The following is a 14705-nucleotide window of genomic DNA, read 5'->3' on the forward strand; positions in this document are numbered from 1 at the left end:
TCTGGCAGCCGCGCGCTAACAGTCAAATCAGTCTCTGGCCCTTGGTTGACGGGCGCAAGCAGCTATCAAAAACGTAGCGACTTCCACCTTGTCACTGACACCTCAGGCGGGACGCCAGTACTCATAACACCAGGCCGTCGTAAAACCCGCCCGCTGGTACAGCGCAAGTGCCGCCACGTTGCCGGCCTCCACCTGCAAAAAACTGCGCTCGAATCCGCGCGACAGGGCTGCGTCGACCAGCCCTGCCAGCACCCTGCCGGCCAACCCGCGGCCCCTGAATGCTGGCGCGGTACGCATGCCATGCACGCTGACCCAGCCATTTGAGAAGGCTGCAGCGCCTGCGGCCACGGTGGCGCCGGTCAGGCGCACACTGGCATACAGTGAGCCGTGCGCGCTGCTCAGCCGGGCGACCCGGCTGGCGCCATCTACCGGGTCAAAGCCCTCGCCGAGAAACAGCGCCGCCCAGGCGGCATCTGGCGTTGTGGCGATGTCGGCCGGCAAGTCGATGGAACTCTCACGCATGGCGCTCACCGCGCCCAGTTGCACCAGCGTGGGCCGCTCGGCGCTGTAGCCTCGCAGCCTCAGTTCGCAGCGCAGCCCCTCAAAGCAATCGAGCGTCGGCAGGCGAAAAAGCGGTGCAAGGGCGTGCGCAGCGTAACGTGCCTCGATCTTGCCCACCACGGATTTATCACAGGGGGTGTGCTGCAGGGGCACAGCACTTTTGGCACGGTTCACGCTGCCGCGATCGAAAGCCAGCAACCAACCGTCCAACTCTTCGACGCTTTCCGGCGCCACCGCCGCCGCAGTTGCCCGCTCTATGCCATCCACATCGTGGCCAGGCACGGCAAGCTGGCCGCCGGATACTGTCACTCTTTCACACAGTCGGCGTAGTAGTGTTTTTTGCCGCTCTCGTCTTGCACTTCAACCAGACCGTGGATGTCGGTCTCAAAACCCGGGCACTGCGCGTTGAACTCGCGCGAGAACTTCAGGTAATCGACAATTTTCTTGTTGAACACTTCGCCCGGAATCAGCAGCGGTATGCCGGGCGGGTAAGGCGTTACCAGCCCGACGGTGATGCGGCCTTCCAGGTGGTCAATTTCAACGCGCTCGGTTTTGCGCAGCGCGATATGGGCGTAAGCGTCGCTGGGCTTCATGGCTGGCGTCAGGTCGCTCAGGTACATGTCGGTGGTCAGCCGGGCAATGTCGTATTTGGCGTAGAGCTGGTGAATGTGCTGGCACAAATCGGCCAAGCCCATTTTTTCGTAGCGCGGAAACTTCTGGCAAAACTCGGGCAGGATGCGCCACATCGGCTGGTTCTTGGCGTAGTCGTCTTTGAACTGCTGCAGGGCAGTCAGCATGCTGTTCCAGCGGCCCTTGGTGATGCCGATGGTGAACATGATGAAAAAGCTGTACAGGCCGGTTTTCTCTACCACCACGCCGTGTTCGGCCAGGAATTTGGTCACGATGCTGGCCGGGATGCCGGTCTTGGCAAACTTGCCATTCAGGTCCATGCCGGGTGTGACCACGGTCGATTTGATCGGGTCCAGCATGTTGAAACCGGTCGCCATCTTGCCGAAGCCGTGCCAGTTGACGCCGGCTTTCGCGTTTTTGGACTCGCCCTTGATGATCCAGTCTTCCGAGCGGCCAATGCCCTCATCGACCAGCTTGTCGGGTCCCCAGACTTTGAACCACCAGTCGTCGCCGTACTCATCGTCCACCTTGCGCATGGCCCGGCGGAAATCCAGCGCCTCGGCGATGCTTTCCTCGACCAGCGCGGTACCGCCGGGTGGCTCCATCATCGCGGCGGCCACATCGCAACTGGCAATGATGCTGTACTGCGGGCTGGTGCTGGTGTGCATCAGATAGGCCTCGTTGAAGAGGTGGCGGTCGAGCTTGACGGTCTGCGAGTCCTGCACCAGCACCTGACTGGCCTGGCTGATGCCGGCCAGCAGCTTGTGGATGGACTGCGTTGAATACACCATGGCCTGTTTGGGGCGCACACGCTTTTTACCCATGGCGTGGTAGCTGCCGTAAAACGGGTGAAAGGCGGCATGCGGCAACCAGGCTTCGTCAAAATGCAGATTCTCGACATAACCATCGAGCATGCCCTTGATGGTTTCTGTGTTGTAGAGCACGCCGTCATAGGTCGATTGCGTGATGGTCAGCACGCGCGGCCTGACCTTTTTCGCATCCACGCCCTTGAGCAGGGGGTTGGCCTTGATCTTGGCCTGGATGGAGGCCTGCTCAAACTCTTCTTTCGGGATCGGGCCGATGATGCCAAAGTGGTTGCGCGTCGGCTTCAAAAACACCGGAATCGCCCCGGTCATGATGATGGCGTGCAGGATGGACTTGTGGCAGTTGCGGTACACCACCACCACATCGCCCGGCGCTACCGTGTGGTGCCAGACCATCTTGTTGGACGTTGAAGTGCCGTTGGTGACAAAAAAGCAGTGATCGGCATTGAAGATGCGCGCCGCATTGCGCTCGGACGCACCCACCGGCCCGTCATGGTCCAGCAGCTGGCCCAGCTCTTCCACTGCGTTACACACGTCGGCGCGCAGCATGTTTTCGCCAAAAAACTGGTGAAACATCTGCCCGACCGGGCTCTTCAAGAAGGCCACGCCGCCCGAATGCCCCGGGCAGTGCCACGAGTAGGAGCCGTCTTCGGCGTAATCGAGCAAGGCCTTGAAAAACGGCGGCTGTACACCTTCCAGGTAACTCTTGGCTTCGCGGATGATGTGGCGCGCCACAAACTCCGGCGTGTCTTCAAACATGTGGATAAAGCCATGCAGTTCGCGCAGGATGTCGTTGGGGATGTGGCGCGAGGTTTTGGTCTCGCCGTACACATAAATCGGCACATCCAGGTTTTTGCGCCGCACTTCTTCAATGAAATGGCGCAAATTCAGCACCGCCGGGTCCAGATCCGGGCCCGGCGTGAACTCTTCGTCGTCAATCGACAGAATAAAGGCGCTGGCGCGGCTTTGCTGCTGCGCAAACTGCGACAGGTCGCCGTAGCTGGTAACGCCCAGCACTTCAAAGCCTTCCGTCTCTATCGCCTGCGCCAGCGCGCGTATGCCCAGACCAGAGGTATTTTCAGATCGGAAATCTTCGTCGATGATGACGATGGGAAAGCGGAATTTCATCAAAAAGGCCTTTGCCGGAAACTGCTAAAAAAAGCGAATCAGGGGCGAAGTGTAAGGACATTTTTTGACAGATGAGCCGGCTTGGGTCTACGCAGGCCCGAATAAGCTTGCCAATTCGTTCTTCTGCCCCAGAATGTGTCTTTTACGAAACGCAAGGAACAAAGCATGGCGGAATCAACGATTTGGTGGCTGATCGCAGGGGTCTTCGTGGCCCTTGAGCTGGTCACGGGCACCTTCTACCTCTTGATGCTCGCGGTGGGCATGGCGGCGGCGGCGCTGGCGGCCCACGCCGGGGCGGGCACCGTGCTGCAACTGCTGGTGGCGGCCCTGGTGGGCGGTGGCGCCGTGGTGGTCTGGTACCAGGTCAAAAAACGCAAGCCGACCGACCCTTCAGCCCGTGCCGACCGCAGTGTCAACCTGGATGTGGGTGAAATCGTCCAGATCGAGGCCTGGAATCCAGACGGCACAGCCAACGTAAAATACCGCGGCAGTAGCTGGACCGCGATTCACCGCTCTGGTGTGATCCCCTCTGCGGGCGCACACCGCGTCTCCGAACTGGTCGGCAGCCGCCTGCTGGTCGACAAGGTTTAACCAAACGTCAATAAAAGGAAAAGTCATCATGGAAATCGCGATTCTCATCGTCGTCATCGCTGCTATCTTCATCACGCGGTCAGTCAAGGTCGTGCCCCAGCAAAATGCCTGGATCGTGGAGCGGCTGGGCAAATACAACGGCACACTGGCCCCGGGGCTGAATTTTTTGGTTCCCTTTATCGACAAGGTGGCTTACAAGCACAGCCTGAAGGAAATCCCGCTGGACGTGCCCAGCCAGATCTGTATCACGCGCGACAACACCCAGTTGCAGGTGGACGGCATTTTGTATTTTCAGGTGACCGACCCGATGCGCGCCAGCTACGGCTCGTCGAACTACATCGTGGCGATCAGCCAGTTGGCGCAAACCTCGCTGCGCAGCGTGATCGGCAAGCTCGAGCTCGACAAAACCTTTGAAGAGCGCGGCATCATCAATGCGCAGGTGGTCCAGGCAATTGACGAGGCGGCCCTGAACTGGGGCGTGAAGGTGTTGCGCTACGAGATCAAGGACTTGACGCCGCCAAAAGAAATTCTGCTCGCCATGCAATCGCAAATTACGGCGGAGCGCGAAAAACGCGCACTGATTGCCGCCTCGGAAGGCCGTCGCCAGGAACAAATCAATATTGCCACCGGCGAACGCGAAGCCTTCATCGCCCGCTCCGAAGGTGAAAAACTGGCTGCGATCAACAACGCGCAAGGCGAGGCGACGGCCATTACCACCGTCGCGGACGCAACGGCTCAGGCGATTGAGCGCGTCGCCGCGGCCATCAGGCAGCCAGGCGGAGAGCTGGCTGTGCAACTCAAAGTGGCCGAAAAAGCCGTGGAAGCCTATTCACGCGTCGCAGCCAACGCCAGCACCACGCTGATCGTGCCCAGCAACATGACCGAAGTCGCGGCCCTGATCACCTCGGCCATGAAAATGGTGCAATCGACTGCAAAAGCGTGAACCCGCAACAGCTAACGCCAACGTGACCGCCAAAAATGTACTGGGCACCGAGCTGCTCCCCTGCTCCTACGACCCGTTGACCGGCTATTTCCGCGACGGCTGCTGCAACACGGACGAGTCCGACCTCGGCTCACACCTGGTCTGCGTGCGCGTCACCCCCGAGTTCCTGGCGTTTTCAGCGGAGCGTGGCAACGACCTGGCCACAGCGCGCCCGGAATACCGCTTCGCCGGACTCCAACCGGGCGATCGCTGGTGCCTGTGCGCCAACCGATGGCGCGAAGCCCTCGAGGCCGGCTTCGCGCCGCCAGTGGTACTCGAGTCCACGCACGCCAACGCCTTGAAATTCGTCACCAAGGCCCAGCTGGAAAAGCGCAGGTTTCACAACGCGCTTCATTGAAAAGATGCGGCCAGCGGCTCAACAGCCCTGCCCGCGCTGCTACAATTGAATGCTTCGCGGAAGGGTGGATGAGCGGTTTAAGTCACACGCCTGGAAAGCGTGCGTGGGGTTATACCCACCGCGGGTTCGAATCCCGCCTCTTCCGCCAAAAAGTCTCTGTTGCCGTGAGTTTCCAACACGGTGGTAAAAACTCCTGAAAACCCAGCCCGTCTGGGTTTTTTTGTTTCTGAATCGACCGTGTCTTACAAACAAACGGCACCTTGAACGCCCGTTCTCATAGTTACAGCCCGGTAGAGTGCCTCAATCACAACGAAGGATGTTCTATGACCGAAAGAGATGAAAGGGAGACGCTCCGGCAGGCTGCGCTTGACCGACTGCACGTCGTGGACAGCCCTGAAGAGCGGGCCTATGACGACATCACCCGACTGGCTGCCGACGTATGCGGTACCCCCATGGCGCTCATCTCCTTAAGTGATCATGAACGACAGTGGTTCAAATCTCGTGTCGGCATACAGGTGCAAGAGTTGCCGCGGGAGAACAGCTTTTGCTCCCATGCCCTGCTAACACCCCATGACGTCATGGTGATTGAGGATACGGCGAAAGATGATCGGTTTGCCAGTCATCCGCTGGTCACCGGCACCCCACACATACGGTTTTATGCCGGTGCGCCGCTCCTGACCCAGGCCGGGCACGCCATGGGCGCCATCTGCGTGGTAGACACCGTGCCGAGGCAGCTTGATGCAAAACAACTGCAAACCCTTCAGTTCATGGCGCAACAGGTCATGGTCATGCTTGAGAGCCGCGAGCCGCCGGGGACGACGCCAGTCAAGTCGCCGAACTGACATTCGGCCAGTAAAAAGCCACCTCACGGTGGCTTTTTACTGCGCTACAGAATTTACTCCAGAGCGACTTTCTTGCCATCCTTGTAGTTGTACAAGGTGATGGACGGATTTTTCAACTCGCCGTTGGGCAGGAACTCGATGGTGGTGGTCACGCCTTTGAAGCTGGTTTTGATCAGCTCAGGAATGTACACCTTGGGGTCGATGGAGTTGGCGCGTTTCATGGCGTCCACCAGCACGAAGGTCGCGTCGTAGGTGTACGGGCTGTAGACCTGGAACTGGTTCGGGTACTTCTCGTCGTAGCGCTTTTTCCACTCGGCGCCGCCTGGCATTTTGGCCAGCGAAGCGCCGCCTTCGGCGCAGATCACGTTGTCGAGCGTCTTGGCGCCGGCAGCCAGCTTGGCGATTTCGGAGGTGCAGATGCCGTCGCCGCCGAAGTACTTGACCTTGGTCATGCCAAGCTGCTCCATCTGGCGCAGCATGGGTCCGGCTTGCGGGTCCATGCCACCGTAGAACACGGCATCGGGAGCCTTGGCCTTGATGGCGGTCAGGATGGCCATGAAGTCAGTGGCTTTGTCAGTAGTGAACTGCTCATCCACCACGGTCATGCCCTTTTCTTTGGCCGTCTTCTTGAAGATGTCGGCAACGCCCTGGCCGTAGGCGGTACGGTCATCAATGATGGCGACCTTTTTCAGCTTGAGCTTGTCGGCGGCATAAAACGCCAGTCCGGCTCCCAGTGCCAAGTCATTGGCAATGATGCGGTAAGTGGTGTTGTATCCGGGCTTGGTCAGATCAGGGTTGGTGGCAGCACCGGTGACGTGGGGGATACCGCAGTCGTTGTAGACCTTGGAGGCGGGAATGGTGGTGCCTGAGTTGAGGTGGCCAACCACGCCAGCGACCTTGGAGTCGCACAATTTTTGTGCGGCTGCGGTGCCCTGTTTTGGATCAGCGGCATCATCTTCGGCGACGATTTGAAAAGTGGCTTTTTTGCCACCGATCATGACACCCTGCTTGTTCAGGTCTTCAATGGCCATGCGCACGCCATTTTCGTTGTCCTTGCCGTAGTGGGCCTGTGCACCGGATGTCGGAGCAACGTGACCGATTTTGACAATGAGCGTATCACCAGCAGCAGGCGCCGCAGCGACCGGGGCAGCAGGTGCAGTGGCGGCTGGCTTGGCTTCTTCTTTCTTGCCGCAGGCAACAACCAACATGGCGGCCAAAGCGACCGCAGTCCATTTCATTTGCATAAATACACTCCAATTAGGAAATTACCGTTAAAGGTTGAGAACAGTTTTTTTGCTCAACGGCACAGAACATACCGCAATTTTCGCGCCTACACCATAGCAAGGAGCCCTAGGGTGTTGCCGCCGCAACAACGAAAGAACTGAAAGTGTCCAAGTATTAGAGATTCTAATAAAGGTCGTGGCGCGAAGGTCGTGACTCAGACACGTCTTTTGGTACGTTCAGGGTCGGTCCAGCAACTGGCTGGCCAACTCCTGCTCGAACGCCTGGTTGACCGACTGGCGCACCACGATCTCTATCTCATCGCGCAGACTGGGGGCCAGCGCCTGGGTATGCTCCAGCACCAGCCGCCCCACGGTCTCGCGCAGCAGCCGGTCCAGCGTCAGGTCAACGCGTTGCATCACGCGGTGGACCATCTGTTCCTGAAAATTCTTCATGTCAGGCGCACGGGTGGCCGGGGTATCCGCAGCAAGGTCTTCAGGCCGCGCGGGCTGAACAACTTCTGTCAGCGTAGGCACAAAACGCTGCGGTGGAGCGGAGCGGTTCATGGCCTGGCCTCTTGAGCAAGATCATGGCGCTTCATCGCGTAGCCGCAGTCGGTGTAATGTTTCCAGCGATTGCGCGCCGCTGCCCTGTCGTCATCGGCCAGCGTAACCAGTTCAATAAAGCGTTCGAAGCGTTCAAACCCGACGGGCACCTCCTGCCCGAGGTTCACCAGCACCTCGTGGTGCGGACAGGCATCAAGTGCGTCGGCCAGCAGCACGGGCGTGGCGGCCACTGTCGCTGCCGGTGCGCCTAGCTGACAATGCGGCACGAATTCCAGCGCGGCAAAGGTCCAGAGTAGCTGGTCCAGCCGGCGCAATGTTTCGGCTTCGCCCGTCACCACCACACGCGCGCCGCTGCCCCAGGCTTTGCGCAACAGGCGGCAACTGTACTGCAGCTTGTCCGGCACGTTGAAATGGAAGGCGACTTCGGTCATGCGCGTGAACTGGCCCGCTTTTTGGGCGCTGGTCGGGCAAGCTGGACCTGGCCGAGCAGAAAATCCACCAGCAGCGGCACCGGCCGGCCGGTCGAGCCTTTGGCGACGCCGCTTTTCCAGGCCGTGCCGGCAATGTCCAGATGCGCCCACGGAAACTTGCCGGCAAAGCGCTGGAGGAACTTGGCCGCCGTGATGGCGCCGGCGGCACGGCCGGCCACGTTGGCCACGTCGGCATAATGGGTCTTCAGGCCATCGGCATACTCGTCGTCCAGCGGCATGCGCCAGCACAGGTCCAGCGAGCTGTCGCCGGCTGCGGCCAGCGACTGGGCCAGCGCGTCGTCGCTAGCAAACAGGCCACTGCGCACGCCGCCCAGCGCGATCACGCAGGCGCCGGTCAGGGTGGCAATGTCCACCACGGCGCGGGGCTTGAAGCGCTCGGCATAGGTCAGCGCGTCGCACAGCACAAGCCGGCCCTCGGCGTCGGTGTTGAGGATCTCTATGGTCTGCCCGCTCATGCTGGTGACCACGTCACCGGGCTTGATGGCACGGCCGTCCGGCATGTTCTCGCAGGCCGGGATCAGCCCGATGACATTGAGCGCCGGTTGCAGCTCCGCCAGGGTCCGGAAGGTTCCGAGCACGCTGGCGGCCCCACCCATGTCGTACTTCATCTCGTCCATTTCGGCGGCCGGTTTGATCGAAATGCCACCGGTATCAAAAGTGATGCCCTTGCCGATCAGTACCACCGGTGCCTCGGTTTTTGTGCCGCCGTCGTAACGCAATACGATGAAGCGCAACGGCTCTTCTGAACCCCGGGCCACGGCCATGAACGAGCCCATGCCGAGTTTGGCCACGTCCCTGGGCCCCAGCACCTCGACCTTGATGCCCGGCAGCTTGCCGAGCTCTTTGGCGGCTTGCCCAAGCAAGGTCGGGGTGGCATGGTTGGCGGGACGGTTCGCCCACTCTCGGGTCAATGCCAAGCCTTTGGACAAGCCCACGCCCTTGTCAAAACCGGCGCGGCTTGAGGCCAGGGTGGACACGACCAACACCACCCGTTGTAGCTTTTGTTCAACCGGTTTCGATTTGGTGGTGCTGTAGACATAGCAGGCATCGGCACAGGCCAGCACCGCTGCACGAACGGATTCATGGTCCGCCTTGGGCAAGCCCACCAGGCTCAGCAGCACGCGCCGGACATTGGTGGCCTTCAGGGCCACCATGGCTGCATGAACGGCTGTGCGTATGCTTTTTGCGCTGCCATCGCCGGCACCGGCCAGCAAGACGCGGGTGGCACCGATACCCTGCAAGCGGTAAGCGCTGAGCAGCTTGCCGGCTTTGCTCTCGAAGTCCCCGGATTTGACCGCCCCTGCCGCCAAGGTGGACACAGCGTCGCTGCCGGAAGCGGCGTCTCCGCTGACCAGCACGATCAGCGCGTCGCATTTTTCAGCGCAAATGCGCGCCGGGGTCAGGGTTTTGAGTTCAAAGTCCATAATTGGGGATTGGCGCGGCAAGCGCCGTTAGCAAGCGTTGGTTGTCAGGCAAAAAAGGCACAGATTCAGGCAATGTTATTCCAATCTTCGATCCGCAAAGAGTTGGCGCGCAGTTTCGGGGCGACCCTTGTGGTTTTGATGACCATTGTGATCACCATCATCCTGATCCGGACGCTGGGCCAGGCCTCGCGCGGCAGCGTCAATCCGCAGGACGTGATGATGGTCATGGGTTACACGGCGCTTGGGCGCCTGCCCATCATCCTGACGCTGTCGCTGTTTGTCGCCATGGTCAGCACGCTGTCGCGCATGTACCGCGACAGTGAAATGGTGGTCTGGTTTGTCAGCGGCCGCGGCCTGGGCTTTTTCCTGGGGCCGCTGTTCCGGTTTGCCTGGCCAGTGCTGCTGGTGATCACCCTGATGTCGGTGTTTGTCTGGCCCTGGTCCAACCAGCAGGCCCAGGACATGAAAAACCGCTACGAGCAGCGCGGCGACCTGGAGCGCGTCTCGCCCGGCCAGTTCCAGGAGTCGTCCAGCGGCAACCGGGTTTTCTTCATTGACCGTGACACCACCGGGGGCAAGACCAGCAACAACGTGTTTATTGCATCCACTGAGAAAGGCAAAAACTCGGTCACCACGGCGCGCGCCGGCCGCATTGAAACCATAGGCAATTCCCAATTTTTGTTGCTCGACAATGGCCAGCGGCTGGAAAGCACGATAGGCAAGTCGGCCCTGAAAATCACCGAATTCGAGGAGTACGGCAGCAAGGCTGGTGACAGCGCGCTGATCAATGGCGCCAACCTGCCCGAAAAATCCAAGTCCACCCGAGAGCTGTTGCGCACGCCCACCCGTGGCAACCAGGGTGAGCTGGCCTGGCGGCTGGGCATGGCGCTGGCGGCCATCAACTTTGTCGTCATTGCGCTGGCGCTGGCCAGCGTCAACCCGCGCGCGGGACGCAGCGGCAACCTGATCTTTGTGTTGTTTACCTTTGTGGTCTATCACAACCTGCTGAACCTGGGCCAAAGCTGGATCACCGTCGGTGTCGCCAATTTCGGCCCCTTCGTTCTTGCCTTGCACGGCGGCGCCTTGCTGCTGGCACTGGCCTGGCTGTCCAAGCGCCACCTGAACTGGACTTTCAAGGGTGCGGCCAGCCGGCAACGCAAACGCCAGGCCAACCGGCAGGAAAGCAAAAAGGGGACTGTGTGAAAACCATTCGCCGTTTGATTTATGGCGAGGTGCTGGGCTCCATTGCCTTTGTGGCCGCTGGCTTTCTCGCGCTGTTCTTCTTTTTTGACCTGGTGGACGAGTTGCAATACCTCGGCAAAAACGCCGCAGGCGCGATCAGCTCGGATGAGAACACCTACCAGATCCGGCACGCGCTGCTCTATGTGGCGCTGCTGATTCCCAGCCACCTGTACGAGCTGGTGCCGATCTCGGTTTTGATTGGCACCATCTTTGTGATGGCGCGGCTGGCGCAAAGCTCGGAATACACCATCTTGCGCACCAGCGGCCTGGAGCCCTGGCGCGCCCTGCGCCTGCTGCTGGCGCTGGGCGCGTTTTTTACCCTCCTGTGTTTTGCCATTGGTGACTACCTGGCTCCTGCCGCCGACCGAAGCGCTCAATTGCTCAAGGCGCGTTACCAAGGCCGCATCACCATCGGCCAGACCGGCGCCTGGCTCAAGGAAAAGCAGCCCTACAACAGCTATGTGGTCAATGTCGGCGCGCTGTCGTCCAACAACGAGATGCAGGCCGTGCGCGTTTTCGAGTTCGACAACAAAGGGCTGCTGGTGTCCATCACCCAGTCACCGCTTGCCAGGTTTGCGGCTGATCAGTCGTGGCAACTCGAAGGCGGCACCCGCACCGACTTCACCGTCAAGGCAGGACAGGCCACACCCACCGACACCGGCCGCGACTCCGCCAAGATCACCATCAACAAGATCGAACGGTTTCGCTGGCCGACCGAAATCAGCGCCGAGATGGTCTCGGTCGCCGTGCTCAAGCCCGAACGCATGAGCACGATTGACCTGTTCACCTACATCCGTCACTTGAACGCCAATGGTCAGACGGCCCAGCGTTACGAGATCGAGTTCTGGAAAAAGGTCTTCTACCCGCTCAGTTGCCTGGTGATGGTGGTGCTGGCCTTGCCCTTTGCCTACCTGCACTTTCGCAGCGGCGGCATCGCCGGTTATGTGTTCGGCGGCGTGATGATCGGCATCAGCTTCTTCCTGCTCAACAACGTGTTTGGCTATATTGGCAACTTGCAGAACTGGCGGCCCTGGCTGGCGGCGGCCGCCCCAGGCTTGCTCTACATGGCGATATCGCTCGGGGCCTTTGGCTGGCTGGTTCTGAGACGCTGATGGACAGGCGCGGCATCATTTTGTTCGCGCACGGCTCGCGTGACCCGCTGTGGCATGCGCCCATCGAAGCGGTGGCTGAGGCCATCCGGGCCCGCGACAGCAAGCTGCTGGTCTGCTGTGCTTATCTCGAATTGAGCACCCCCGACCTGGCGCAAGCCGCTACGAATTTGATAGCTGCTGGCGCCCGACAACTCAGGGTGTTTCCGCTATTTTTGGGTGTCGGCAAACATGCGCGCGAGGATTTGCCGCGCCTGGTGGTACAGCTGCGCACCCAGCACCCCGCGCTGGTGGTGGAGCTGCTGCCAGCAGCCGGCGAACACCCGCAGTTGATCGATTTGATGGCCAGCATCGCCCTTTCATGATGGCCGAGACGCCGCACGCAGGGCAGCTTGAATTATCAATCCCACCCCATTTCGTTAGCCACATACAGGCATAATAAAATAAATAATCAGTAAAAATAACATATGAATCTTCACCAATTTCGCTTTGTCCAGGAAGCCGTCCGGCGCAACCTCAACCTCACCGAAACCGCGCGGTCCCTGCACACCTCGCAGCCCGGAGTATCCAAGGCCATCATTGAACTGGAAGAAGAGTTGGGTGTAGAGATTTTTGCGCGCCACGGCAAACGGCTCAAACGCGTGACCGAGCCGGGTGAACACGTCATCAAAAGCATCGAGGTGATCCTGCGCGAGGTCGGTAACCTGCGCCGCATCGGTGAGCAGTTCTCGGCACAGGACAATGGCACCCTGTCAATTGCCACCACCCACACCCAGGCGCGTTATGTGTTGCCAGTGCCCGTGGCGAAACTGCGCGAAGCCTTTCCCAAGGTCAACGTCAGCCTGCACCAGGGCTCGCCCGACCAGGTCGCGCGCATGTTGATCGACGAGGTGGCCGAAGTCGGTATTGCCACCGAATCGCTGACGCAGTACGAAGAACTCGTCACCCTGCCTTGCTACGAATGGCAGCACATGCTGGTGATGCCGCTGGACCATCCGCTGGCCAGGCAGGAACACATCACGCTGGAAGACCTGGCCGAACAACCGCTGATCACCTACCACCCGTCTTTCACCGGCCGCACCAAGGTGGACCAGGCTTTCGCGGCCAGGCGTCTGCAGCCGCGGATTGCGCTCGAAGCGATTGACTCGGACGTGATCAAGACCTATGTACGCCTGGGCCTGGGCATAGGCATCGTGGCTGAAATGGCGCTCAAGGACGACGGCACCAACAGCGATCTGCTGGCGCGACCAGCTGGCGCGCTGTTCGGCGTCAACGTCGCCCGCGTGGCCTTCAAACGCAGCGTTTACCTGCGCAACTTTGTCTACAAGTTTGTCGAGCTGTTGAGCGACAAGCTCGACCGCACCGAGATCACCCGCGCCATGAGCCGCCGCCACAACGCCATCGACCCCTGAAACCCATGAGCACCACGACTGCGAGCGAATACACCCCGGCCCTGCAATCCAAGCTGCCTGCGGTTGGCACGACCATCTTCACCGTGATGTCGACCCTGGCGTCCGAAAAAGGCGCCGTCAACTTGGGCCAGGGCTTCCCCGACTTTAACTGCGACCCCCTGTTGGTGGGCGCAGTTACCGACGCCATGACGCGCGGCCTGAACCAGTACCCACCCATGACCGGTGTGCCGGTGCTGCGCGAAGCCGTTGCCGCCAAGCTGCAAAAGCTGCACGGCCGCAGCTATGACGCCGGCCGCGAAATCACCATCACGGCCGGCGCCACCCAGGCCATCATCACCGCCATCCTGGCCGTGGTACACCCCGGTGATGAAGTCATCGTGCTCGAGCCCTGCTACGACAGCTACGTGCCCAACATCGAGCTCGCCGGTGGTGTGGCGCTGCGGGTCCCCCTGATACCCGGCACCTTCAGGCCCGACTTTGACCGGATTGCCAGTGCCATCACTTCAAAAACCCGCGCCATCCTCATCAACTCGCCGCACAACCCCAGCGCCACCGTCTGGAGCCGCGAGGACATGTTGCGCCTGCAGGATATCCTGGCGCCAACCGAGGTGCTGCTGATCAGCGACGAGGTCTACGAACACATGGTCTTCGACGCGGCTCAAGGCCGCGTGCATGAAAGCGCCGCGCGTTTCCCCGGCCTGGCGGCGCGCGCCTTCATCGTCAGCAGCTTCGGCAAAACTTATCACGTCACCGGCTGGAAGGTCGGTTATGTGGCAGCGCCCGCAGCGCTGACGGCCGAATTTCGCAAGGTGCACCAGTTCAACGTCTTCACCGTCAACACGCCGGTGCAATACGGACTGGCCACCTACATGGCGGACGCCAGCCCCTACCTGGAGCTGCCGGCGTTTTACCAGCGCAAACGCGACCTGTTCCGCGCCGGCCTGGCGAACACCCGGTTCAAACTGCTACCCAGCGAAGGCAGCTACTTCCAGTGCGTGGACATCTCGGAGGTCAGCGACCTCGGTGAAGCCGACTTCTGCAAATGGCTGACCATTGAGATCGGCGTCGCCGCCATTCCGCTGTCTGCGTTTTACGGTAACGGTTTCGACCAGCGCGTGGTGCGCTTCTGTTTTGCCAAAAAAGACGAGACCCTGAACATGGCGCTCAGCCGTCTCGCCAAACTCTAGGAGCCTGGGCGGCAGAAGGAACGTCGGCTGCAAAGCGGCCGCGACGGTCCATTTTTCACCGGCTTTTTGCCCCATAGCTACGGCTATGAGGCTGCAAACCCGGCAAAAACTGTCCTCGCCGGGGCCACTTTTCGCTT

General features: G+C 60.4%; 15 protein-coding genes and 1 tRNA gene. 10 read left to right on the forward strand and 6 right to left on the reverse strand.

The features are described 5' to 3' along the window. Positions 1–102: 102 nt before the first annotated feature. Both Q8O29_RS05640 and Q8O29_RS05645 read right to left on the reverse strand, forming a co-directional pair. A complete protein-coding gene (locus Q8O29_RS05640) occupies positions 103–870 on the reverse strand; it encodes a GNAT family N-acetyltransferase (protein ID WP_305561075.1) in 768 nt (255 codons plus the stop codon). Beyond that, positions 867–3143, reverse strand: a complete 2277-nt coding sequence (locus tag Q8O29_RS05645) for an arginine/lysine/ornithine decarboxylase (protein WP_305561076.1) — start codon at positions 3141–3143, stop codon at positions 867–869. Before Q8O29_RS05645 ends, Q8O29_RS05640 begins: the two co-directional genes overlap by 4 nt. Before the next feature lie 165 nt (positions 3144–3308). Between Q8O29_RS05645 and Q8O29_RS05650 the strand changes: the two genes are divergently transcribed. From Q8O29_RS05650 to Q8O29_RS05670, 5 genes are all read left to right on the forward strand, one after another. Further along, the gene (locus Q8O29_RS05650) at positions 3309–3734 is read left to right on the forward strand and encodes an NfeD family protein (protein ID WP_305561077.1); all 426 of its coding nucleotides are present in this window, start codon (positions 3309–3311) and stop codon (positions 3732–3734) included. 28 nt (positions 3735–3762) lie between these two features. Beyond that, the gene (locus tag Q8O29_RS05655) at positions 3763–4677 is read left to right on the forward strand and encodes an SPFH domain-containing protein (RefSeq protein ID WP_305561078.1); all 915 of its coding nucleotides are present in this window, start codon (positions 3763–3765) and stop codon (positions 4675–4677) included. 22 nt (positions 4678–4699) lie between these two features. Then, positions 4700–5074: a DUF2237 family protein gene (locus tag Q8O29_RS05660; protein WP_305561079.1), complete on the forward strand. Its 375-nt coding sequence runs from the start codon at positions 4700–4702 to the stop codon at positions 5072–5074. A gap of 58 nt (positions 5075–5132) precedes the next feature. Continuing rightward, positions 5133–5222 (forward strand) — tRNA-Ser (locus tag Q8O29_RS05665). Positions 5223–5397: 175 nt separating this feature from the next. Then, a complete protein-coding gene (locus Q8O29_RS05670; RefSeq protein WP_305561080.1) occupies positions 5398–5916 on the forward strand; it encodes a GAF domain-containing protein in 519 nt (172 codons plus the stop codon). A 53-nt stretch (positions 5917–5969) separates the two neighbouring features. Here Q8O29_RS05670 and Q8O29_RS05675 read toward each other — a convergent pair whose 3' ends face one another. From Q8O29_RS05675 to Q8O29_RS05690, 4 genes are all read right to left on the reverse strand, one after another. Next, the gene (locus Q8O29_RS05675) at positions 5970–7124 is read right to left on the reverse strand and encodes a branched-chain amino acid ABC transporter substrate-binding protein (RefSeq protein WP_371134158.1); all 1155 of its coding nucleotides are present in this window, start codon (positions 7122–7124) and stop codon (positions 5970–5972) included. A gap of 252 nt (positions 7125–7376) precedes the next feature. After that, positions 7377–7703, reverse strand: a complete 327-nt coding sequence (locus Q8O29_RS05680) for a hypothetical protein (protein ID WP_305561082.1) — start codon at positions 7701–7703, stop codon at positions 7377–7379. Next, entirely contained in the window at positions 7700–8134 is a 435-nt protein-coding gene (locus Q8O29_RS05685; RefSeq protein ID WP_305561083.1) for a DNA polymerase III subunit chi, read from the reverse strand. Before Q8O29_RS05685 ends, Q8O29_RS05680 begins: the two co-directional genes overlap by 4 nt. Next, a complete protein-coding gene (locus Q8O29_RS05690) occupies positions 8131–9618 on the reverse strand; it encodes a leucyl aminopeptidase (protein WP_305561084.1) in 1488 nt (495 codons plus the stop codon). The genes Q8O29_RS05685 and Q8O29_RS05690 overlap by 4 nt, the downstream gene beginning before the upstream one ends. Before the next feature lie 72 nt (positions 9619–9690). Here Q8O29_RS05690 and lptF point away from each other — a divergent pair, with 72 nt between their 5' ends. The 5 genes from lptF to Q8O29_RS05715 all read left to right on the forward strand — a co-directional run bounded on the left by lptF (position 9691) and on the right by Q8O29_RS05715 (position 14568). Then, positions 9691–10821 carry an LPS export ABC transporter permease LptF gene (gene lptF, locus Q8O29_RS05695; protein WP_305561085.1) on the forward strand — a complete coding sequence of 377 codons (1131 nt, stop codon included), beginning with the start codon at positions 9691–9693 and terminating at the stop codon, positions 10819–10821. Then, the gene (gene lptG, locus Q8O29_RS05700; RefSeq protein ID WP_305561086.1) at positions 10818–11972 is read left to right on the forward strand and encodes an LPS export ABC transporter permease LptG; all 1155 of its coding nucleotides are present in this window, start codon (positions 10818–10820) and stop codon (positions 11970–11972) included. Before lptF ends, lptG begins: the two co-directional genes overlap by 4 nt. Continuing rightward, a complete protein-coding gene (locus Q8O29_RS05705; RefSeq protein ID WP_305561087.1) occupies positions 11972–12334 on the forward strand; it encodes a sirohydrochlorin chelatase in 363 nt (120 codons plus the stop codon). Before lptG ends, Q8O29_RS05705 begins: the two co-directional genes overlap by 1 nt. A 102-nt stretch (positions 12335–12436) precedes the next feature. Beyond that, positions 12437–13381: a CysB family HTH-type transcriptional regulator gene (locus Q8O29_RS05710; RefSeq protein ID WP_305561088.1), complete on the forward strand. Its 945-nt coding sequence runs from the start codon at positions 12437–12439 to the stop codon at positions 13379–13381. A 5-nt stretch (positions 13382–13386) separates the two neighbouring features. Continuing rightward, on the forward strand, positions 13387–14568 hold the full coding sequence (locus tag Q8O29_RS05715; RefSeq protein WP_305561089.1) for a pyridoxal phosphate-dependent aminotransferase: 1182 nt from the start codon (positions 13387–13389) through the stop codon (positions 14566–14568). The last annotated feature ends 137 nt before the right edge of the window (positions 14569–14705 follow it).

This window comes from Polaromonas sp., assembly GCF_030689685.1.
Taxonomy (GTDB): Bacteria; Pseudomonadota; Gammaproteobacteria; order Burkholderiales; family Burkholderiaceae_C; genus Polaromonas.

Excerpts from the sequence above, each read along its gene's own strand:
- Q8O29_RS05645 (WP_305561076.1), bottom strand. The coding sequence starts at position 3,143 with ATGAAATTCCGCTTTCCCATCGTCATCATCGACGAAGATTTCCGATCT.
- Q8O29_RS05685 (WP_305561083.1), bottom strand. The coding sequence starts at position 8,134 with ATGACCGAAGTCGCCTTCCATTTCAACGTGCCGGACAAGCTGCAGTAC.
- Q8O29_RS05680 (WP_305561082.1), bottom strand. The coding sequence starts at position 7,703 with ATGAACCGCTCCGCTCCACCGCAGCGTTTTGTGCCTACGCTGACAGAA.
- Q8O29_RS05710 (WP_305561088.1), top strand. The coding sequence starts at position 12,437 with ATGAATCTTCACCAATTTCGCTTTGTCCAGGAAGCCGTCCGGCGCAAC.
- Q8O29_RS05705 (WP_305561087.1), top strand. The coding sequence starts at position 11,972 with ATGGACAGGCGCGGCATCATTTTGTTCGCGCACGGCTCGCGTGACCCG.
- Q8O29_RS05690 (WP_305561084.1), bottom strand. The coding sequence starts at position 9,618 with ATGGACTTTGAACTCAAAACCCTGACCCCGGCGCGCATTTGCGCTGAA.
- Q8O29_RS05650 (WP_305561077.1), top strand. The coding sequence starts at position 3,309 with ATGGCGGAATCAACGATTTGGTGGCTGATCGCAGGGGTCTTCGTGGCC.
- Q8O29_RS05655 (WP_305561078.1), top strand. The coding sequence starts at position 3,763 with ATGGAAATCGCGATTCTCATCGTCGTCATCGCTGCTATCTTCATCACG.
- Q8O29_RS05670 (WP_305561080.1), top strand. The coding sequence starts at position 5,398 with ATGACCGAAAGAGATGAAAGGGAGACGCTCCGGCAGGCTGCGCTTGAC.
- lptF (WP_305561085.1), top strand. The coding sequence starts at position 9,691 with ATGTTATTCCAATCTTCGATCCGCAAAGAGTTGGCGCGCAGTTTCGGG.
- Q8O29_RS05675 (WP_371134158.1), bottom strand. The coding sequence starts at position 7,124 with ATGTTGGTTGTTGCCTGCGGCAAGAAAGAAGAAGCCAAGCCAGCCGCC.
- Q8O29_RS05715 (WP_305561089.1), top strand. The coding sequence starts at position 13,387 with ATGAGCACCACGACTGCGAGCGAATACACCCCGGCCCTGCAATCCAAG.